18 protein-coding genes and 1 pseudogene are annotated in these 18,510 nt (G+C 75.5%); 10 read left to right on the top strand and 9 right to left on the bottom strand.

Translation table 11 applies throughout. The annotated features are described in order from the left end of the window. The 5 genes and pseudogenes from PSR1_RS13095 to PSR1_RS13075 form a co-directional block, all read right to left on the bottom strand. A pseudogene (locus PSR1_RS13095) lies at positions 1-812 on the bottom strand (APC family permease); the annotation flags it as partial. Between the two features lie 55 nt (positions 813-867). Continuing rightward, positions 868-1,827, bottom strand: coding sequence for a hypothetical protein (locus PSR1_RS13090; RefSeq protein ID WP_059437985.1), 960 nt, complete (start codon positions 1,825-1,827; stop codon positions 868-870). 165 nt (positions 1,828-1,992) lie between these two features. Next, positions 1,993-2,922, bottom strand: coding sequence for a LysR family transcriptional regulator (locus PSR1_RS13085; protein WP_059437984.1), 930 nt, complete (start codon positions 2,920-2,922; stop codon positions 1,993-1,995). A gap of 95 nt (positions 2,923-3,017) precedes the next feature. Further along, a complete protein-coding gene (locus tag PSR1_RS13080) occupies positions 3,018-4,256 on the bottom strand; it encodes a multidrug effflux MFS transporter (RefSeq protein ID WP_059437983.1) in 1,239 nt (412 codons plus the stop codon). 67 nt (positions 4,257-4,323) lie between these two features. Continuing rightward, complete coding sequence (locus PSR1_RS13075) at positions 4,324-5,673, bottom strand: sigma-54-dependent Fis family transcriptional regulator (protein WP_059437982.1); 1,350 nt, start codon at positions 5,671-5,673, stop codon at positions 4,324-4,326. A gap of 188 nt (positions 5,674-5,861) precedes the next feature. Between PSR1_RS13075 and PSR1_RS13070 the strand changes: the two genes are divergently transcribed. The 6 genes from PSR1_RS13070 to PSR1_RS13045 all read left to right on the top strand — a co-directional run bounded on the left by PSR1_RS13070 (position 5,862) and on the right by PSR1_RS13045 (position 12,180). Beyond that, positions 5,862-7,328 carry a DUF3373 domain-containing protein gene (locus tag PSR1_RS13070; RefSeq protein ID WP_059437981.1) on the top strand — a complete coding sequence of 489 codons (1,467 nt, stop codon included), beginning with the start codon at positions 5,862-5,864 and terminating at the stop codon, positions 7,326-7,328. Between the two features lie 150 nt (positions 7,329-7,478). Continuing rightward, a complete protein-coding gene (locus PSR1_RS13065; protein ID WP_059437980.1) occupies positions 7,479-7,805 on the top strand; it encodes a hypothetical protein in 327 nt (108 codons plus the stop codon). A gap of 55 nt (positions 7,806-7,860) precedes the next feature. Then, complete coding sequence (locus tag PSR1_RS13060; RefSeq protein WP_059437979.1) at positions 7,861-9,240, top strand: multiheme c-type cytochrome; 1,380 nt, start codon at positions 7,861-7,863, stop codon at positions 9,238-9,240. Between the two features lie 281 nt (positions 9,241-9,521). Next, a complete protein-coding gene (locus PSR1_RS13055; RefSeq protein WP_059437978.1) occupies positions 9,522-10,040 on the top strand; it encodes a cupin domain-containing protein in 519 nt (172 codons plus the stop codon). A gap of 68 nt (positions 10,041-10,108) precedes the next feature. Continuing rightward, positions 10,109-11,653: an AlkA N-terminal domain-containing protein gene (locus PSR1_RS13050; protein ID WP_059437977.1), complete on the top strand. Its 1,545-nt coding sequence runs from the start codon at positions 10,109-10,111 to the stop codon at positions 11,651-11,653. After that, positions 11,650-12,180 carry a methylated-DNA--[protein]-cysteine S-methyltransferase gene (locus PSR1_RS13045; protein WP_059437976.1) on the top strand — a complete coding sequence of 177 codons (531 nt, stop codon included), beginning with the start codon at positions 11,650-11,652 and terminating at the stop codon, positions 12,178-12,180. The genes PSR1_RS13050 and PSR1_RS13045 overlap by 4 nt, the downstream gene beginning before the upstream one ends. Here the strand turns inward: PSR1_RS13045 and PSR1_RS13040 are convergent. Beyond that, positions 12,156-12,710, bottom strand: coding sequence for a dihydrofolate reductase family protein (locus PSR1_RS13040; protein WP_059437975.1), 555 nt, complete (start codon positions 12,708-12,710; stop codon positions 12,156-12,158). The two genes, PSR1_RS13045 and PSR1_RS13040, sit on opposite strands and share 25 nt — an antisense overlap. A gap of 69 nt (positions 12,711-12,779) precedes the next feature. Then, positions 12,780-13,382: a DUF4126 domain-containing protein gene (locus PSR1_RS13035; protein ID WP_059437974.1), complete on the bottom strand. Its 603-nt coding sequence runs from the start codon at positions 13,380-13,382 to the stop codon at positions 12,780-12,782. A gap of 198 nt (positions 13,383-13,580) precedes the next feature. On the opposite strand from PSR1_RS13035, the gene PSR1_RS13030 reads away from it, so the two are divergent. The 3 genes from PSR1_RS13030 (at position 13,581) to PSR1_RS13020 (ending at position 16,134) form a co-directional block, all read left to right on the top strand. Further along, the gene (locus tag PSR1_RS13030; protein ID WP_011420025.1) at positions 13,581-13,946 is read left to right on the top strand and encodes a response regulator; all 366 of its coding nucleotides are present in this window, start codon (positions 13,581-13,583) and stop codon (positions 13,944-13,946) included. A gap of 39 nt (positions 13,947-13,985) precedes the next feature. Then, positions 13,986-14,750 (top strand): TSUP family transporter, encoded by a 765-nt coding sequence (locus tag PSR1_RS13025; RefSeq protein ID WP_059437973.1) that lies wholly within the window; start codon positions 13,986-13,988, stop codon positions 14,748-14,750. Between the two features lie 109 nt (positions 14,751-14,859). Then, on the top strand, positions 14,860-16,134 hold the full coding sequence (locus PSR1_RS13020) for an acetyl-CoA hydrolase/transferase family protein (RefSeq protein WP_059437972.1): 1,275 nt from the start codon (positions 14,860-14,862) through the stop codon (positions 16,132-16,134). On the opposite strand, the gene PSR1_RS13015 is transcribed toward PSR1_RS13020, so the two are convergent. Both PSR1_RS13015 and PSR1_RS24195 read right to left on the bottom strand, forming a co-directional pair. Further along, entirely contained in the window at positions 16,097-17,350 is a 1,254-nt protein-coding gene (locus tag PSR1_RS13015; protein WP_059437971.1) for a triacylglycerol lipase, read from the bottom strand. The two genes, PSR1_RS13020 and PSR1_RS13015, sit on opposite strands and share 38 nt — an antisense overlap. A 50-nt stretch (positions 17,351-17,400) precedes the next feature. Next, positions 17,401-17,577, bottom strand: coding sequence for a hypothetical protein (locus PSR1_RS24195; protein ID WP_193388359.1), 177 nt, complete (start codon positions 17,575-17,577; stop codon positions 17,401-17,403). Between the two features lie 117 nt (positions 17,578-17,694). On the opposite strand from PSR1_RS24195, the gene PSR1_RS13010 reads away from it, so the two are divergent. Next, positions 17,695-18,510 (top strand): Ku protein (locus tag PSR1_RS13010; RefSeq protein ID WP_059437970.1); only part of this gene is annotated, 816 nt, incomplete at its 3' end.

The raw sequence follows: 18,510 nt of genomic DNA, 5'->3' as shown, positions 1-18,510 counted from the left end.
ACGCCGATGAGCAGCGCCGGCACGGCGCCGAGGAGAGCCATGGTCCGCGCGCGGTGCCGGACCTTGGGCTCGCGCAGGATGGGGAGGCCGTTCGAGATCGCCTCGAGGCCGGTGTAGATCGCGCCCCCCATCGCGTAGGCCCGCACCACCGTGCCCAGCGCGCCGGCCGCGCCGCGCTCGCCGGCGAGCCGGGAGAGCTCCGCCGGCACGGCGGCGACCGCGTCCGGGATGGCGCCCGCCCGCTGCGCGAGCGCCGCCCCGAGCACCAGCACGTGCGAGCCGACGAACGCGAGCAGGATGGGGGCGAGCAGCGCCACCGACTCCTTCACGCCGCGCAGGTTCGCGACCGCGAGCAGCGCGACCAGCGCCAGCGACGCCGGGAGCCGCGCCGCCGCCCAGCCCGCCGGGAGCACCGCCGCCGCGGCCTCGACGCAGGTGACCACCGACACCGCGACGTTGAGCCCCGCGTCGAGCACCAGCGCCACGCCGGACACGAGGGCCGCCCGCTCGCCCGCGGCGTGCCGGGCCGCGGTGTAGCCGCCCCCGCCGTGCGGGAAGTGCACGACCATCCGCGTGTAGGCGAGCGCGAGGATCGCCAGCGTCGCCAGCGTGCCCAGCCCCGCGACCACCAGCACGCCGCGGTGCCCGCCGCTGGCGCGGCCGAGCACGTCCGGCCCGTACACGCAGGAGCCGAGGAGGTCGCCGCCCATCGCGATCCAGGCGGTGAGGACGCCGACCGTGACGCGGTCGAGCACCCGGGGATCCGACAGGTCGCGATCGGTGCCGAGGACGGCGTGCCGGAGCCGGCGCACCCCTGCACGTTGCGCACGGCGTCCGCGCCCGAGCGGGCCGGCGCCGACCGGCGGCTCAGCGCGCCGGCTTCGGCCGCGCGGCGGACGGGCGCGCCGCCCTCGGCCGGCCGGCCGTCGCGCCCGCGCGCCGCGTCGCGACCGCGTGCAGGAACGACTCGACGTCCACGAGGTCGCGCGCGCCGAGCGGACGGAGGCGCTCCAGCAGCCCGTCGGAGAACGTCCGGAGCGCCGCGTAGGCGCTCCACGCCGGCGCCGCGTCGAGGCGCAGGTCGAAGCCGAGGCGGTCGGCGGCGGCCGAGGCGACCTTCGGCGACAGGAACACCTGCTTCGCCGGGGAGGCGACGAACGGGAACGCCGTCGCCAGCGGCCACGCCACGGCGCCGTCGCCCAGCGCGCCCGCGGCGGCGAACAGGCGCTCGAACCGCGCGCGCGCCGGCGAGGGCACCGCCAGCACCGCCAGCAGCGCCTCGAAGAACGGGAGCGCGGTCGCCTCGTCGGCGAGCGCCGCCTCGGCCTCCTCGAGGTCCACGGTGCCGGGGACGGCGGCGGCCTTCCCCAGCACGCGCAGGGCGCGCTCGACCAGCGCGCGGTGGTCGCCGTCGGCCAGCAGCGCCGCGGCCGTGCCGTCCCCGAACGCGCCCTGCATCTCCGCGCCGGCCGCGCGCCAGGCGCCGGCGCGGCCGCCCGGCGCGAGGTACGCCTCGCCGGCGAAGCCCCCGGGACACGCGGCCGTGAACTGCGCCACCGCCTGCTCGTGCGTGATCCAGCTCGCCGCGAGCGCGTACCGGCGGGTCCCGGCGTCGAGCGCGAACGTGGTGAGCCCCTCGAGCCAGGGATCGTGCCCCGCGGCCTCCAGGCTCAGCAGGCGCCGCGCGTCCGGCAGCCGGAGCTTCGCGGCGAAGCGCGACTCGCCCGCGGGGAAGAACACGTGCACCGCGGTCGGCTCGAGCGCCACCACGCGCCCGAGGCCGAGGGTTGCATGCCGCACCAGCGTGCCCGCCGACAGATCGTCCATGGTCGCTCCTCTTCGCGAGGGCGACCGTTCGAGGCGAACGGAGGTCGGCGCGATGTTGCTGCCAGGGAGTTGTACGCTGCCGCCGGGGTCCACGGCCAGCCCCTCCCCCGTTGGCCCCGCCACCTGCGCACGCGGCAGGCGCGCGGGCGGGCGGGCGCGGACGCGTCAGCGCGTGCCGGCGAGCAGGTCGCGCGCCTCGTCCACCACCGCGTCCACCCACTCGATCACCGCGCGCACCCGCGGGACGCGCCGCAGGTCGCCGTGCACGAGGAGCCACAGGTCGTACGAGGGCGGCTCCGGGCCGTCGAGCCGGACGAGCGCCGGGTCGCCGTCGGCGAGGAAGCACGGCAGCACCGCCGCGCCGAGCCCGGTGCGCGCGGCGGTGGCGAGCGCCAGGCTGGTGTTGCAGCGGAACGCCACGAGGCGGGCCGGCGCGAGATCGTCCATCCAGCGCTCCTGCGGCGAGGTCGCGCCCTCGTAGGCGAGCACCGGGTCGCGGGCCAGGTCCATCCGGCCGCGCCGCTCCGCGGCGAACGCGGGCGAGGCGTAGAAGCCGTACGCGACCGACGCGAGCTTGCGCGCGACCAGGCCGGCGTCGCTGGGGCGGCCGAGCCGGAGCGCCAGGTCCGCCTCGCGCCGGGTGAGGTCGTAGTTGCGGAAGTCGGCCGACACGTCCAGGAGGAGCCGGGGATGCCGCGCGCGGAGCGACGGCACCGCCGGCGCGAGCAGGTGGCTGGCCACCGGCACCGACGTGGTGAGCCGCACCGTCCCGGCCGGCGTGCGGTCGCGGGCGTCGGCGTGCCGCGCGATGGCGAGGACGTCCTCCTCCACCCGCGAGGCGAGCGCCGCCAGCTCCTCGCCCGCGGCGGTGCAGGCCCACCCCTGCGGCCCGCGCTCGAACAGCGGCAGGCCGAGCTCGTCCTCCAGCGCGGCCACGCGGCGGCCGACGGTGTTGCGGTCCACCCCGAGCCGCTTCGCCGCGCGGGCGAGGCTGCCGCTGCGGGACAGCTCGAGGAAGAAGAGCAGGTTTCCCCAGTCGAGCGGGCCCGCCATCACGACACGCGCCGGGTCCACCGCGCGCGGGTTCCTCGCCATCGCACCCTCCCCGCCCCCCGTGCGGCGGGGGCGGCGCGGACGCCGCAGCGGCCACGCGGCGGAGGCATAGCACGGCGCGGGCCCGGTCGGCTCGGTCAGGCCGCCCGGCGCTCGGGCTCCCGCGCGGGTTCACGGGGGCGGATCGCGGCGTAGGCGGCGAACGCGACCGCGCCCACCGCGAGCCCGCCGGCCATCCCGAGCGAGAGCGTCCGCGCCGAGCCCCACAGCAGCGGCGCGAGCGCCGCCGCCACCAGGGCGTTGCCCGCCGTCTGCATGAACGCCTGGCACGAGGACGCCATCCCGCGCCGCTCCGGGAACAGGTCGAGCGCCATGAGCGTGAGGGACGGCATCGCGAGGGAGGTGCCGAGCACGTACCCGACGAGCGGCAGCACGCTCCACGGCAGGGCGGGCGCGTGCAGCGCGTGGAACAGGACGTTCGCGAGGGCGGCGACCGCCATGGCGCCGAACCCCCAGGCCACGGTGCGCTGGTTGGTCATGCGCCCCGCGAGCGCGCCGGACGCCCAGTTGCCGATCATCATGCCGCCGCTGATCGGGCCGAACAGCCAGAGGAAGCCGGTCTCGCCCACGCCGAGGTGGCGGAGCAGGAACACCGGCGCGGACACGATGTACAGGAACACCGCCGAGAAGCTGCAGGTGACGCCCGCCACCAGCGCGAGGAACGCGCGCGACGAGAGGACCTCGCGGTAGCCCCGCAGCATGGAGCGGACCTGCAGCGGCCGCCGCTGCGCCGGCGGCAGCGTCTCCGGCAGCGCGCGCCAGCACCAGGCGCACAGGGCCGCCGAGAACAGCGCCAGGAAGCCGAACACCGCGCGCCAGCCCAGCCACACGTGCAGCCAGCCGCCCACCACCGGCCCGAGCGCCGGGGCGATCGCGAACACCAGCGCGATGCGGCTCATGAGCCGGCGCGCCTCGGCGCCGTCGAGCAGGTCGCGCACCACCGCGCGGCCGATGACCATGCCCGCCCCGGCGGTCGCGCCCTGCAGCGCCCGGAACGCCACGAGCGCCTCGACGCGCCACGAGAGCATGCAGCCGACAGAGGCGAGCGCGAACAGCGCCAGCATCACCAGCGTCACCCGCCGGCGACCCAGCGCGTCGGAGATGGCGCCCTGCCAGAGCGTCATCACCGAGAACGGCACCATGTAGGCCGTGAGCGTCTGCTGCACCAGCACCGCCGGCGCGCCGAACACCCGGCCGATCTCCGGGAACGACGGGAGGTACGCGTCGGTGGAGAACGGGCCGAGCGCCGACAGCGCGGCGAGCAGGACGGCGAGCCGCCCGTGGTGCCGGGCGGTGGCGGGGGCGAGGCGTGGCATGGGGCGGGGCCGAGGTGTAGCCCCTCCGCCCGCGGCGCTCAAGCCGCTTCCCGGCGGCGCGCCGGGCTCACCCGATGTTGAGCGAGCGCATGCGCCGCCAGAGCGTGCTGCGCGACAGCCCGAGGGCGCGCGCGGCCTCCGCGCGGCTCCAGCGGTGCGCCTGCAGGGCCGCCTCGATGGTGGCGCGGTCGTGCGCGTCCGCCGGCTCGACGGCGCGCGCCGGGGCGTGCTCCGGCGTCCTCCCGGCGAGCACCTCCGGCGGAAGGTCCTCCGGCTGCAGCGTCTGGCCCCGGCACACGGTCACCCCGAACTCGAGCGCGTTCTCCAGCTCGCGCACGTTGCCCGGCCAGGAGTGCGACATGAGCGCGCGCAGCGCGTCCGGCGAGAAGCGCACCGCCCGGCCCGCCCGCGCGCAGACGCGGGAGAGGAGGAGCTGCGCCATCGGCTCGATGTCCTCGCGCCGCTCGCGGAGCGGGGGGAGCTCCACCGGGAAGACGCGCAGGCGGTAGTACAGGTCCTCGCGGAACGTCCCCTCGGCGACGGCGCGGCGCAGGTCGCGGTTCGTGGCCGCGATGATGCGGGCCTCGGCGCGGCGCGGCTGGTTTTCGCCGACGCGCTCGTACGTGTGCTCCTGGAGGACGCGCAGCAGCTTGACCTGCAGGTGCAGCGGCAGGTCGCCGACCTCGTCGAGGAACAGCGTGCCCTGGGCGGCCGCGGCGAACCGGCCGGGCCGGTCGCGGGTGGCGCCGGTGAACGCGCCGCGCACGTGGCCGAACAGCTCGCTCTCGAGCAGGTCGCCCGGCAGCGCCGCGGCGTTGACCGCCACGAACGGCCCGCTCCGGCGCGGCGAGTGCGCGTGGACGAGCCGCGCCAGGACCTCCTTGCCCGAGCCGCTCTCGCCGGTGACGAGCACCGAGGCCTCGCTGTACTGCAGGCTCTCCACGAGGCGCATCACCCGCCCCATGGCGCGCGAGCGGCTGATGATGCCGGTGGTCGCGAGCGCGGCGGCGGCGTCGCCCACCTCCTCCTCCGCGGGCCGGAGCACCACCAGGTAGCGCGCGTCGCGCGCGCAGACGCCGTGCGGGTCGAGCTGGAGCGGCGCGGCGGTGACGGACAGCAGGTGCGAGGCGCCGTCGCCGGCGCGGAGCAGCGCGCGCCAGCCCTCGCGCTTCTCGCCCCCGAGCAGCGCCTGGCGGATGGGGCCGTCCTCGCCGAACAGCTCCGCGCCGAGCAGCGCCTCCACCGGCGTCCCGACGGTCCGCGCCGCGGCGCCCTCCCCGAGCAGCACGTCCAGGCGAGACGACACGTGCCGCACGCGGAACTGGTCGTCGAGCGCCATGCACACGCGCCCGAGGGAGCCGAAGGCCGCGTTCACCGCGGCGAACGCGACGTCGCTGCCATGTTCCGGTGCGCTCATGTGCCGCAGGTTGGCATGCCGCGTCGCAACGCGAAACGCGGTGTTTCGTCGCGCTGAAACGTTCCGTGTCGCAGCGACGGCCGCGCTCGACGCAACCCTGCGGAATCACGTGGTCCGCCCGTGGGCACGCGTCCCGCAGAGGGCATGAGCGAGGCCCGTGCGGCCATCCACCGAACAGGAGATCTCTCGTGCGCAAGCTGATCCGAACCCTCGTGACCGGGGCCGCACTGGCCGCCCTGGCGCTGCCGCTGGCCGGCCGCGCCGCCGATCCCGATCCGCAGCAGAAGAAGATCGACGAGCTGGCCAAGGAGCTCGAGGCGCTCAAGCAGCAGGTGAAGAAGGACGAGGAGAAGTCGCTCAGCAAGTGGCTGACGGTGAGCGGCGACTACCGGTTCCGCCTCGACTCGCTGAAGGGCGAGGTGCCGGCCTACTACCAGTACATGGGGCCGACCTCGATGCCGGTGGCGATGCCCGGCTTCGACCCGGAGAACGGCACGCTGATGACGAACCGCTTCGGCCTGAACCTGAAGGCCAAGGCGACGCGGAACGTCACGGTCACGACGCGCCTGCTCATGAACAAGACGAGCGGCATGCAGACCGCCGACGCGACCAACGCCGGCTTCTTCGCGGATCGCATGTCGATCCTGGACGGCACCATCGGTCACGTCCCGAGCGACAACGCGCTCCGGGTGGACCAGGTGTTCGCGACCTGGAGCAACATCTTCGACCAGCCGGTCTGGTTCTCGGTCGGCCGCCGCCCGTCCACGGGCGGATCGCCCACCCACGTGCGGCAGAACGGCGAGCGCCCCGGCAACGGCGGCGTGCCCGGCCTGCTGGTGGACTACGCGTTCGACGGCATGACGCTGGGGTGGGCGCCGGAGATCGACGCGCTCCCCGGCGCGTTCGCGAAGCTCTGCTACGGCCGCGGCTTCGACGCGGGCTACAGCAACACGAACGACCTGAAGGACACCGACATGCTCGGCGTGCAGGTCGTCCCGGTGGACACCGACCCGCTCCGCATCGACCTCCAGTGGAACCGCGGGTTCAACATCTTCGACGACCCGAACAACGTGTCGGTCGAGCTCGGCGACATCGACTGGTACGGCGTGGGCCTGCTCAGCACGCTGAAGGGCATCGGCCCCGGCAGCCTCACCTCGTTCGCGAGCGGCGGCGTCAGCATCACCCACCCGAACGGCAAGCACCTGCTGCTCGGCGGCATGGACTCCGGCGCCGGCCTGCTCACCAGCGGGCCGGACACCTCCGACCGCACCGGCTACGGCGCGTACGTCGGCGTCCGCTACGACCTGCCCGCCGGCACCAAGATCGGCGGCGAGTACAACTACGGCTCGAAGTACTGGATGCCGTTCGATCCCGCCGCCGACGACATGTGGACGAGCAAGCTCGGCACCCGCGGCAACGTCTACGAGGCGTACCTGATCCAGGAGCTGCCGCTCCCGGCCATCTCGTCCTTCGTGAGCAAGGCGTTCTTCAAGGTGGGCTGGCAGTACTACGACTTCCAGTACACGGGCAGCAACAACTGGATCGGCGCCCCGGTGAAGGTCTCGGAGCTGATGGCCAGCCCCATGAACGCGCAGATGCTCCCGCCGGTGAAGACCGCCCAGGACTTCTACGGCACGTTCGAGGTCCGCTTCTAGGTCACGCGCGCGCGGCGGGTGGACGAGGTCCGTCCCCCGCCGCGCGCGGCCTTTCGTCGCACGCCGAACCCGCCCCGCCCGCACCTGGCTCCCGTCGCTGAAGGCACCAACCCTCCCCGCAGCAGCAGCACCCGTTCCAAGGAGATCCCGATGAAGAAGGCTCTCGCAGTGGTGGTCGCGGTCGTCCAGCTGGCGATGTGCCTGGTGGCGCTGAGCGGCGTCGCCCGGGCCGACGAGACGAAGATGGTGGGCGTCATCACCAAGATCGACCTCGCGGGCAAGGACGCGAAGACCGCGACCGTCGTCCTGAAGGACGTCAAGACCGAGGAGCTGGTCGAGATCGTCGTCGAGGACGACCTCACGCTCGACAAGTTCAAGGACCACCGCATCGTCGACGGCGACGAGATCCGGTGCAAGTACGAGGTCAAGGACGGCAAGAAGCTCTCGACCTACTTCCGCAAGACGGCCGGCTGCTGATCGCGGCGCGCCGCCTCCCCCTCCCACCTCGTCCCCCCGACCGAGGAACCACACCATGAGACGTTCGGCGGCAGTCGCCTCCGCGCTGGTCGCGCTGCTCCAGGCCCCCGGGGCCTTCGCGGCGGAGCACCCGGGCCGGAGCCAGATCGAGAAGGACGGCTACAAGGGCCCGTCCACCTGCGAGGAGTGCCATCCCGGCAAGGCGAAGGAGTTCCTGGGCACGGTCCACTGGAAGCACGCTTCCAAGGTCGACAACGTCGACAACCTGGACCCGAAGCAGGAATACGGGATGAAGAACCGCATCTACACGATGTGCAACGGCAACGACATCGTGAATAACCTGAAGGAGATCCCGAAGAACGCGGACGGCAAGTCCAAGTTCACCGGCTGCAACACCTGCCACCCCGGCAACCACCTGAACGACGTGGGCAGCACCGGGCCCGAGGCGGAGGCGGCGGTGGACTGCCTGGTCTGCCACTCCACCGAGTACGACTTCCGGCAGCGCAAGCCGTACAAGGACGAGCAGGGCCGCGTGGTCATGGGCCAGGACCGCAGCACCAAGGCGGCGCTCGCGATCGGCAAGCCCACCGTGAAGAACTGCATGACCTGCCACGAGACGGCGGGCGGCGGCGTGCTGGTGAAGCGCGGCTTCTCCTTCACGAAGGACACCGACGCCCACGCGGCGAAGGGCATGGTGTGCGTCGACTGCCACCAGGCGAAGGACCACCGCATCCCCACCGGCTTCGACCCGAACAACTGGGCGAACGACGACCTGCGGGTGTCCTGCGACGGCTGCCACGGCGAGAAGCCGCACAAGAGCGCGGACTACAACCGCCACACCGCGAAGATCGCCTGCCAGACCTGCCACATCCCGCGCACCGGCGGCGCGGTGGCGAAGGACTTCACGGTCTGGGAGAAGGGCGGCGACGGCTTCTACGAGCCGACCACGCTGAAGAAGGACGCGAACGAGACCGTCCCGGTCTACGCCTGGTACAACCACACGGTCCGCAACGAGCCGCACTTCATCGGCCCGAAGGGCAGCCGCAAGGACGGGAAGAGCAAGATCTACCCGTTCAAGATCTACATGGGGAAGGCGTTCTACGACGCGAAGTCGGGGAAGCTGCTCTCCATGGACTTCGCGCCGCCGATGGCGAACGGCGACACGCGCGCCGGCGTCGAGTCCGCCGCGCGGACGCTCGGGATGAAGGACCCCGCCGCGGTGGCGAAGGCCGCGGTGCCCGGGTGGCAGACCATCTACTTCGGCAGCAACCACCTGGTCACGAAGTCGAAGGCGCTGAACTGCGTGAACTGCCACGGCGTGAACGGCGTGCTCGACTTCCGGGACCTCGGGTACTCCGCCGCCGAGGTGAAGAAGCTCACGAACCCGGAGCTGTACTTCAAGCAGCTCATCGAGAAGCAGAAGGAAGAGTGGTGAGGGTTCGCGCAGCGGACCCGCGCTCCCCAAGCGGCGCGGTCGCTGCGCGGCCTTCGCGCCCGGGCGCCTGACCGCCCCCCGACGTCGCGACCGCCGCGCGGGCGGCCGCGAGGTCCGGGCGGCGCGCGCCCCCGGCGCTGGGCGACGCCCCTCGTCCCGGAGCCTCCATCGCTCCGGGACGAGGGGATCGCCTTCTCGGGGCGCGGCGCGGCGTGGCGCGCCGGCCGCGGGGGGACCGACGGTAAGCTCGGCGTCCCCACCGCCCTCGGGCAGGAGACGCCATGAGCCCCACGCGCCGGCACCCGCACGTCGTCAACGTCGCCGAGATCCCCCAGACCGTCACCGAGCAGGGCACGCGGTTCGCGTTCCGCCGCCGCCAGCTGTCCGCCGGGAGCGGCGGCGAGCAGCTCGGCTGCAGCCACATGGAGCTGCCGCCCGGGAAGACCGCCTGGGCGCACCACTTCCACTGCGCGAACGAGGAGGCGATCTTCGTGCTCGCCGGGAGCGGGCTGCTGCGCCTCGGCGACGCCGAGGTGCGGGTCGGCCCGGGCGACTACGTGGCGCTGCCGGCCGGCCCGGCCGCCGCGCACCAGCTCCGCAACGACGGCGCCGCACCGCTGCAGTACCTCGCGCTCTCCACGATGCTCCCCACCGACATCACCGTGTACCCGGACTCCGGCAAGGTGGGCCTGTTCGCGGGCGCGGCGCCGGGCGGGCCGAAGGAGCGCCGCTACCTGGCCGGCTTCACGGCGCGGCCCGAGGGCGGCGCCTGGTTCGACGGCGAGCGCGTGGACGGCTGACGCGCGCCGGCCGCGGGGCCGCCGCATCGAGGTCCGAAAACGGCGAGCGCGGCGGCCCGGCCCCCGCCATGATGCCGCGCATGCCCCGCCCCGCCCCCCCGCCGCCCGTGCCCGGCCTGGACGCCGGCGCCTGCTGGCGCGCCCACGTCGCCCGCGACGCGCGGTTCGACGGCCGCTTCTTCACGGCGGTGCTGTCCACCGGCATCTTCTGCCGCCCGATCTGCCCGGCGCGCACGCCGCGCCGGGAGCACTGCGCGTTCTACCCGAGCGCGGCGGCGGCCCAGGCCGCCGGGTTCCGCCCCTGCCTGCGCTGCCGCCCGGAGCTCGCGCCCGGCGTGGCCGGGTGGCGGGGCACGGCGAACACGGTGGCGCGCGCGCTCGCGCTCATCTCGGCCGGCGCGTGGGGCGAGGGCGACGACGTCGAGGCGCTCGCCGAGCGCGTCGGCGTGGGCGGCCGGCAGCTCCGCCGCCTGTTCGCCCGGCACGTGGGCGCGCCGCCGGTCCGGATCGCGCAGGCGCAGCGCGTGCTGCTGGCGCGCCGGCTGCTCGCGGACACCGCCCTGCCGCTCGGCGACGTGGCCGCGGCGGCGGGCTTCGGGAGCGTGCGCCGCTTCAACGAGGCGGTGCGGCGGACGTTCCGGCGCCCGCCGAGCACGCTGCGGCGCGGCGCGTCCGCCCCGCCGCCGGACGGCGCGATCGCGATCGCGCTGCCGCACACCGCCCCGTACGACTGGCCGGCGCTGCTCGAGTTCCTGGGCGCGCGCGCGATCCCGGGCGTCGAGCAGGTGGCGGACGGCGCGTACCGCCGCACGGTGGCGCTCGACGGTGCCGCGGGCACGGTCGAGGTCCGGCCCGATCCGCGGGGCCGCGGGCTCGTCGCGACGCTGCGCCTGCCGCGGGTGGCGGCGATCGCGCCGGCGGTGGAGCGCCTCCGCCGGCTGCTCGACCTCGACGCCGACGCCGGGGCGATCGGCGCGCACCTCGCCGGCGATCCGCTGCTCGCGCCGCTCGTCGCGGCGCGGCCCGGCCTGCGCGTGCCGGGCGCCTGGGAGCCGTTCGAGCTGGTGGTGCGCGCGGTGCTCGGGCAGCAGGTGAGCGTCGCCGCGGCGCGGACGCTGGCGGGCCGGCTCGCGGCGCGCCTCGGCGCGCCGGTGGACTCCGGCGATCCCGCGCTGTCGCGGCTGTTCCCCGGCCCGGAGGCGCTCGCCGGCGCCGACCTGGAGGGGCTCGGGCTGACCCGCGCCCGCGCCGCCACGCTCGCCGCGATCGGCGGCGCGGTGCGCGACGATCCGTCGCTGCTCGCGCCGGGCGGCGAGCTGGAGGACGCGGTGGCGCGCCTCGACGCGCTGCCCGGCATCGGCCGCTGGACCGCGCAGTACGTGGCGATGCGCGCGCTGCACCAGCCGGACGCGTTCCCGGAGGGCGACCTCGGCCTGCTCGCCGCGCTCGGCGGCCTGCGCGGCCGCGGGCGGGCGGCGCCCGGGGAGCTGCTGCGGCGGGCAGAGCGCTGGCGCCCGTGGCGCGCGTACGCGGCGCTGCACCTGTGGACGACCCTGCGGCCCCGCGCGCCCGCGGCGGCCCGCGCACCCAAGAGGAAGGAGAGGCGGTCATGACGCTCGAGCACGTGGTGGTGGAGTCCCCCGTCGGCCCGGTGCACCTCGTCACGGACGGGCGCGCGCTCCTCGCGCTCGAGCTGGGGGACACCCCGCTCCTGCGCCCGGCGCTGGCCCGGCGCTTCGGCCCGGACCTCGCGCTGCGCGTGGGCCGCGACGCGCTCGGCCTGGCCGCGCGGGCGCGCGCCTGGTTCGCGGGCGACCTCGGCGCGCTGGACGGCCTCCCGCTCGAGCCGGGCGGCACGCCGTTCCAGCGGCTGGTGTGGGCCGAGCTGCGCCGCATCCCGGCCGGCGAGACCCGCAGCTACGGCGCGCTCGCGGCGGCGCTGGGCCGGCCGGGCGCGGCGCGGGCGGTGGGGCTCGCGAACGGCCGGAACCCGATCGCGATCGCCATCCCCTGCCACCGCGTCATCGGCGCGGACGGGAGCCTCACCGGCTACGCGGGCGGGCTCGACCGGAAGCGGTGGCTGCTCGCCCACGAGCGCGCTGCGCGCGGCGTCGCTCAGCCGGCGCGCGGGACCGCGTAGCGGAGCTGCACCAGGCCGCGCCCGAAGCGCTTCAGCTCGGTGAGCGCCAGGGTCCCGGGCAGCGCCGCCGGCAGCAGCGGGACGCCCGCGCCGAGCACCACCGGCACGACCGACACCTGCAGCTCGTCCAGCAGGCCGCGCGCGGCGAACTGCGCCGCGAGCTTCCCGCCGCCGACCAGCCAGACGTCCCGGCCCCGGGCGGCCCGGACCATCTCGTCGTGCACCGCGTCCAGGGCGCCGCCGGCGGCCGAGGTGAAGCGCAGGTCCGCGCCAGGGATGGCCGGCAGCGCACGGTGCGTGAACACCCACGTCGGCCGCCCCTCGTACGGCCACGCCATGCCCTCGCCCAGCACGAACTCGTAGGTCGCGGCGCCCATCGCGAGCGCACCCACCTCGCCGACGAACGCCTGGTAGTCCGCCTCGACGCCCTCGGCGTCGTTGAACGCCATCAGCCAGCCCAGGCCACCGTCCGGGTCGGCGATGAAGCCGTCCAGGGTGGCCGCCACGTAGTAACGGGTCTTCGTCGCCATTGGTCCGCCCGTTCTGCCCCGGAAGCGCCCCGCGCGTCTGCCCCGGCGCGCGTTCCCGATGGGGCCGCGTCAGGAGCCCGGCGCGGTCGGCGGCGAGAACAGCGCCGCGATGGCCCGGGCCACCGTCCGCCAGAGCGCCCGCACGACGTAGAGCAGCGCGGTGAGCAGCACGAGCGCCGCCGCGAGCGCGATCCACGGGTGGGCCCAGATCGCCCAGGCGAGCGCCGCCACCACGCCGAGCTCGCCCGTGGTCGCGGCCGCGTTCGTCACCGGCTCGGGCGAGGTGTCGATGGTGGCGCGCAGCCCGAGCTTGGTCGCGTGCGTGGCGAGACCGAGCGCGCCGCCGAGCAGCGCGGCCACCACCGCGAGGCGCGGCTCGCCCCAGGTGGCGAGCACCGCGAGCGCCGCGGCCGCGAACGGGCGGATGGCGGTGTGGACCGCCTCCCACGCGGTGGCGATCCCGGGCACCAGCATGGCGAGCGCCTCGACGAGCGCGAGCGCGCCCGCCGTCCCGAACACCCACGGGTCCGTGAGCACGCCGAGCGCGCCGGGCAGCGGGCCGATCCAGCCGAGGTGGCCCGCGAGCCCCACGAACGCGGCCGCCGCGTACGCGCTGATCCCCGACGCGAACGCGAGGCCGAGCGACTGGGCCAGGGCGGTGAGCGGCTCCACGCGGGGAGCCTAACCGAACCGAGCGTGCGCGTCCGGCGGCACCGACGACCCACGCGGGAGGCGCACGCCCGTCCCCCCGTCCCGTGCTCGATGGACGTGCCGGGTGCGCCGGCAGGGGCCACCCTGAGAGGCGGGACCGCGACGCGCGGGGCCGGGACGTTGCGGCCCGCCGCCCGGGGCTTTACGAGTCGAGCGCACATGGCGGACCACCACGAAACCATCGTCGTCGTGGACGACGACCCCGACCTCCGCGAGACGCTCGGCGAGCTGCTCGAGGAGGAGGGGTACGAGCCGCGCCTGTTCGAGAACGGGCGCGAGGCGCTCGACTACCTGCGGCACGGCGGCGACCCGAGCCTCATCCTGCTCGACCTGATGATGCCGGAGATGAACGGCTGGCAGTTCCGGGAGGCGCAGCTCCGCGACGACCGGCTCCGCGACATCCCGGTGGTGGTGATGACCGCGAGCCGCGGGCTCGACGGCGCGCCGCTCACCGCCCGCGAAATCCTCTACAAGCCGATCGGCCTCGGCGAGCTCATCGACGCGGTGGAGCGCAACGCACGGTGAACCGCGCGCCCGGGCCGGCGCGTGGTAGAACCGCGCGCCATGCCCGAGGCCGGCCTCGCACAGCTCGTCCCGCTCACCGCCGTCGCCCTGCTCGCGGGCGTGGTGGACGCCATCGCGGGCGGCGGCGGGCTGCTGACCCTCCCCGCGCTGCTCTGGACCGGGCTCCCGCCGCACCTCGCGCTCGGCACGAACAAGGGCCAGTCGGTGTTCGGCTCGTTCGCGGCGCTGGTGCGCTTCTCGCGGGCCGGGATGGTGGACGGGCGGCGCGCGCGGCTCACCTTCCCGCTGGGGCTGGCCGGCTCGCTCGCCGGCGCCGGGCTGGTGCTGCTCGTGCCCCCGGCCGCGCTGCGGCCGGTGGTGCTGGCGCTGCTCGCGTCCGCCGCGCTGTTCGTCGGGCTGCGCCGCGGTCCCCCCGCCCGCCCGGACGGCGCGCGGCGCCCGGCGGCGCCGCTCGTCGCCGGCGCCATCGCGGTCGCCATCGGCGCCTACGACGGCTTCTTCGGCCCGGGCACCGGCACGTTCCTCATCGTCGCGTTCGTGGCGCTGCTCGGCGACGGGCTGGCGCACGCCTCGGCCGGCGCGAAGGTGGTGAACTTCGCGTCCAACCTGGCCGCGGTGACGTTGTTCTCGATCAAGGGCGTGGTGGTCTGGCGGATCGCGGTGCCCATGGCGGCCGCCCAGCTGGCCGGCGGGTGGATCGGCGCGCACCTCGCGGTCCGGCGCGGCGACGCGCTGGTCCGGCGCACGGTGGTCCTGGTGACGCTCGCCCTGGCCGTCAAGCTGGCCTGGGACATGCGCTCCTGACGCGCCGCGCCCAGGACGGCGGTGGGGCACCGGCCCGGGTGCAAAGGCGCGCCCCCCGCTGGTACACTGGCGCGCCGCACCGACCCTGCTCGAGAGGAGAGCCCTGCCGATGAGCCGCATCGTCTCCGCCGAGGAGGCCGTCTCGGTCGTCAAGTCCGGCCACCGGGTGTTCGTGCACAGCGTCGCCGCGGCCCCGCGCCGGCTGATCGAGGCGCTCACCGCGCGCGCGCCCGAGCTGAGCGTGGTCGAGATCGTCTCGATCCACACCGAGGGCGACGCGCCGTACGCCGCGCCCGAGATGGCCCGGCACTTCCGCGTGAACGCGCTGTTCGTCGGGCCCAACGTGCGCAAGGCCATCGAGGAGGGGCGCGGCGACTACCTGCCGGTGTTCCTCTCCGAGGTGCCGCAGCTCTTCCGCTCCGGGATCCTGCCGCTCGACGTGGCGCTGGTGCACGTCTCGCCGCCGGACCGCCACGGCTTCTGCTCGCTGGGCGTGTCTGTGGACGTGAGCCGCGCCGCGGTGCAGACCGCGCGGACGGTGATCGCGCAGGTGAACCCGCGCATGCCGCGCACCCACGGCGACGGCCTCATCCACGTGGACGCGATCGACTACATGGTGGAGGTGGACGAGCCCATCCACGAGGCGCCGGTGCGCGCGCTCACCGAGGTCGAGCGCGCCATCGGCCGGCACTGCGCCGAGCTGGTGGACGACGGCGCCTGCCTGCAGCTCGGCATCGGCGCCATCCCGCAGGCCACCCTCGCCGCGCTGGGCGACCACCACCGCCTCGGCATCCACACCGAGATGATCTCCGACGGCGTGGTGGACCTGGTGGAGAAGGGCGTCATCACCGGCGAGGCGAAGCGCGTCCACCCCGGCAAGATCGTGGCCGGGTTCGCGCACGGCACCCGCCGCCTCTACGACTTCCTGGACGACAACCCGCTCGTCGCGATGCTCGACATCGCCTACGTGAACGACACGGCCGTGATCCGCCGCAACCCCAAGGTCACCGCCATCAACAGCGCCATCGAGGTGGACCTCACCGGCCAGGTGTGCGCCGACTCGGTGGGCGAGCGGCAGGTGTCCGGGGTGGGCGGCCAGATGGACTTCATCCGCGGCGCGGCCCTGTCCGAGGGCGGCAAGCCCATCATCGCGCTGCCCTCCACGAACGCCGCCGGCGAGTCGCGCATCGTCCCGGTGCTGCGCCCGGGCGCGGGCGTGGTCACCACCCGCGCGCACGTCCACTTCGTGGTCACCGAGCACGGCATCGCCGACCTGTTCGGCAAGAACCTGCGCCAGCGCGCCGCCGCGCTCATCGCCGTGGCGCACCCGAAGCACCGCGACGCGCTCACCGCCGACGCGCGGCGCCGGTTCGGGAGCTGGTAGCCGGCCCGCCGGCGCGGCGCTGGGGTGCGAGCCACCGGCGCACGCGCTCGTAGACGCCCGGATCGCAGAGCAGGTCGAGGTGGCCCACGCCGCGCGCGATCGCGCGGCCCCCGGCCCCGAACGCGAGCGTGCGCGCGGGGTCCCGGTGCCGGCCCAGCGCGCTCGCGAGCGGGACCAGCCCGTCGCCGAGGAGGTCGGCCGCGGCGCTCCTCCGGCGCGCGCTCGTCCCGGCGATCGCGAGGCACCGGACGCCGGGGGGCAGCGCGACCGGGCGGCGCGGATCGCGCCACGACGCGAAGCGATCCCGGCCCTGCCAGTCCTCGTCGAGCAGGCTCCCGTGGCGCAGGTCGGTGATGCCGGCGCTGCGGATCCGCCCGACGCGCGCCAGCGGCGCGGTGTAGGGGCTGACGCCGAGGACCACGTCCACCCAGTTGCCGCCGCGCTCCAGGGCCGCCCCGTGGTGCGGCGTCCCGAGGAAGATCGCGTTCGTCAGGCGCTCGGGCCAGGCGTGCCCGGCCGCCGTCCCGTGGTGGCAGGCGCTGCGCGCGACGAGGCCGCCCATGCTGTGGCCCAGGACGGTGAGGTCCCGCAGCGGGACGGGCCAGGCGCGCTGGAGCGCCTCCAGGATCCCGGCGAACGCCCGGCCGTTGGTGGAGACGTGGAGGCCGCTGTTGTAGTGCAGGTAGAGCGGCGTGTACCCGAGGTCCCGCGCGAGCGCGGCGCCGTGGTCGTGGCCGCGGCGGCACCAGCGCTGGGGGTTCGTGCAGAGCCCGTGCACGAGCACCACCACCTTCGAGGTCGCCCCCGGGATCGCCTCCGCCAGCGCCGCCCGCTCCAGCGCGACCGGCCTGCCCTCGAAGCACAGCCGCATCGGGATCGCGAGCGGGTTCCCGGTGGCGGCGAGGTGATCCCCGAGCACGCCGTTCAGGGCGGCGAGCACCGCCTCGCGCCCCGCCGAGCTGGCCCCGGCGCGGCCGGCGAGCCGGGAGACCGCGGCGTCGTACCCCTCCCCCGCCAGCCGCGTCACGCCCCGGACCGCGCCGTACACGAGGCCGGTGAGGCCGCGGGTGCGCGCGCTCCCCGGCGCGTCGAGGAACCACGGCCCGCGCGCGATGTTGTGGTGCATCGCCTCGACCACCGCCGTCACGCCGAGCGTCGCGTCGAACGCGAGCCGGCCCCACCCCCGGAGATCGGCGACGTCGACGCGGGCCCCCATCGGCGCGCAGCATGCAGCAGCGCGCCGGCCCGGCCAAGGGGGCATCCGCCCTAGCGCTCGCGCCCTCGATCCCGGCCGGGCTCGGGCGCCTGCCGCTCGCGCTCCACGCCCTCCTCCTCCCCGGTGCCGAAGTACCCCTCGTCGTAGGGCTCCCGCCTGGGCGGGAGGTCGGTGCGTGGCGCCTTGCCGGGGTCCTTGCGTGGCCGATCCTTGGGCTCGCCCTTCATGGTCCCCTCCTCTCCTCGCAAGCTGGGGCTATCACCAGCCCAGGTGAACCCCGTCCCTCGCCCGCGCGCGTTGCCGGCGCCGGCCGGGGGATGGAACGTTCGTCCGGAGGCATCCCGATGGCGAGGGCGATCTGGAGCGGCGCGCTGACCTTCGGCCTGGTGAACATCCCGGTGAAGCTCTACACCGCGGTGCACCAGAAGGAGGTCCGGTTCCACATGCTGCACGACGCGGACGGCGCCCGCATCCAGCTGCGCCGCTTCTGCTCGAGCGAGGAGAAGGAGGTCCCCTACGAGCACATCGTGAAGGGGTACGAGGTGTCGCCCGGCCGCTACGTCACGGTGACGCGCGAGGAGCTGGAGGCGTTCGACCCGAAGGCCACGCGCACCGTGGAGATCCACGACTTCGTCGAGCTCTCCGAGATCGACCCGGCCTACTTCGAGGCGAGCTACTACCTCGTGCCAGACCGCAGCGCGGCGAAGGCGTACCGGCTGCTCGGCGACGCCATGCGCAAGGCGGGCAAGGTGGCCATCGCCACCGCCGTGCTGCGCACCCGGGAGTCGCTCTGCTGCGTGCGCCCGGCGGCCGGCGGCGCGCTGGCGCTCTCCACCATGAACCGCGCCGACGAGATCGACTCGCCGGCCTCGCTGGAGCTGCCGGAGGCGGGCGAGCCGTCCTCGCGCGAGCTGCAGATGGCGGAGCAGCTGGTGGCGTCGCTCTCCGGGCCGTTCGAGCCCGAGCGCTACCCGGACCTGCGCCGCGAGCGGGTGCTCGAGCTCATCGAGCGCAAGGCCGAGGGCCAGACCATCGAGGCGCCCGCCGCCGAGCCGGCCGGCGCGGAGGTGGTGAGCCTCGCCGACGCGCTCTCGGCCAGCCTGGCCGCGGCCCGCCGGCGGGACGGCGAGCACGAGGCGCCGGCGCGCGGCGAGCGGCGC

Source organism: Anaeromyxobacter sp. PSR-1 (assembly GCF_000964525.1).
Taxonomy (GTDB): Bacteria; Myxococcota; Myxococcia; order Myxococcales; family Anaeromyxobacteraceae; genus Anaeromyxobacter.
Note: the sequence above shows the minus strand (reverse complement) of the source record. Positions and strands in the feature narration are given on the sequence as shown.

Excerpts from the sequence above, each read along its gene's own strand:
- PSR1_RS13055 (WP_059437978.1), top strand. The coding sequence starts at position 9,522 with ATGAGCCCCACGCGCCGGCACCCGCACGTCGTCAACGTCGCCGAGATC.
- PSR1_RS13060 (WP_059437979.1), top strand. The coding sequence starts at position 7,861 with ATGAGACGTTCGGCGGCAGTCGCCTCCGCGCTGGTCGCGCTGCTCCAG.
- PSR1_RS13050 (WP_059437977.1), top strand. The coding sequence starts at position 10,109 with ATGATGCCGCGCATGCCCCGCCCCGCCCCCCCGCCGCCCGTGCCCGGC.
- PSR1_RS13040 (WP_059437975.1), bottom strand. The coding sequence starts at position 12,710 with ATGGCGACGAAGACCCGTTACTACGTGGCGGCCACCCTGGACGGCTTC.
- PSR1_RS13045 (WP_059437976.1), top strand. The coding sequence starts at position 11,650 with ATGACGCTCGAGCACGTGGTGGTGGAGTCCCCCGTCGGCCCGGTGCAC.
- PSR1_RS13030 (WP_011420025.1), top strand. The coding sequence starts at position 13,581 with ATGGCGGACCACCACGAAACCATCGTCGTCGTGGACGACGACCCCGAC.
- PSR1_RS13075 (WP_059437982.1), bottom strand. The coding sequence starts at position 5,673 with ATGAGCGCACCGGAACATGGCAGCGACGTCGCGTTCGCCGCGGTGAAC.
- PSR1_RS13025 (WP_059437973.1), top strand. The coding sequence starts at position 13,986 with ATGCCCGAGGCCGGCCTCGCACAGCTCGTCCCGCTCACCGCCGTCGCC.
- PSR1_RS13085 (WP_059437984.1), bottom strand. The coding sequence starts at position 2,922 with ATGGCGAGGAACCCGCGCGCGGTGGACCCGGCGCGTGTCGTGATGGCG.
- PSR1_RS24195 (WP_193388359.1), bottom strand. The coding sequence starts at position 17,577 with ATGAAGGGCGAGCCCAAGGATCGGCCACGCAAGGACCCCGGCAAGGCG.
- PSR1_RS13090 (WP_059437985.1), bottom strand. The coding sequence starts at position 1,827 with ATGGACGATCTGTCGGCGGGCACGCTGGTGCGGCATGCAACCCTCGGC.
- PSR1_RS13080 (WP_059437983.1), bottom strand. The coding sequence starts at position 4,256 with ATGCCACGCCTCGCCCCCGCCACCGCCCGGCACCACGGGCGGCTCGCC.
- PSR1_RS13015 (WP_059437971.1), bottom strand. The coding sequence starts at position 17,350 with ATGGGGGCCCGCGTCGACGTCGCCGATCTCCGGGGGTGGGGCCGGCTC.
- PSR1_RS13020 (WP_059437972.1), top strand. The coding sequence starts at position 14,860 with ATGAGCCGCATCGTCTCCGCCGAGGAGGCCGTCTCGGTCGTCAAGTCC.
- PSR1_RS13065 (WP_059437980.1), top strand. The coding sequence starts at position 7,479 with ATGAAGAAGGCTCTCGCAGTGGTGGTCGCGGTCGTCCAGCTGGCGATG.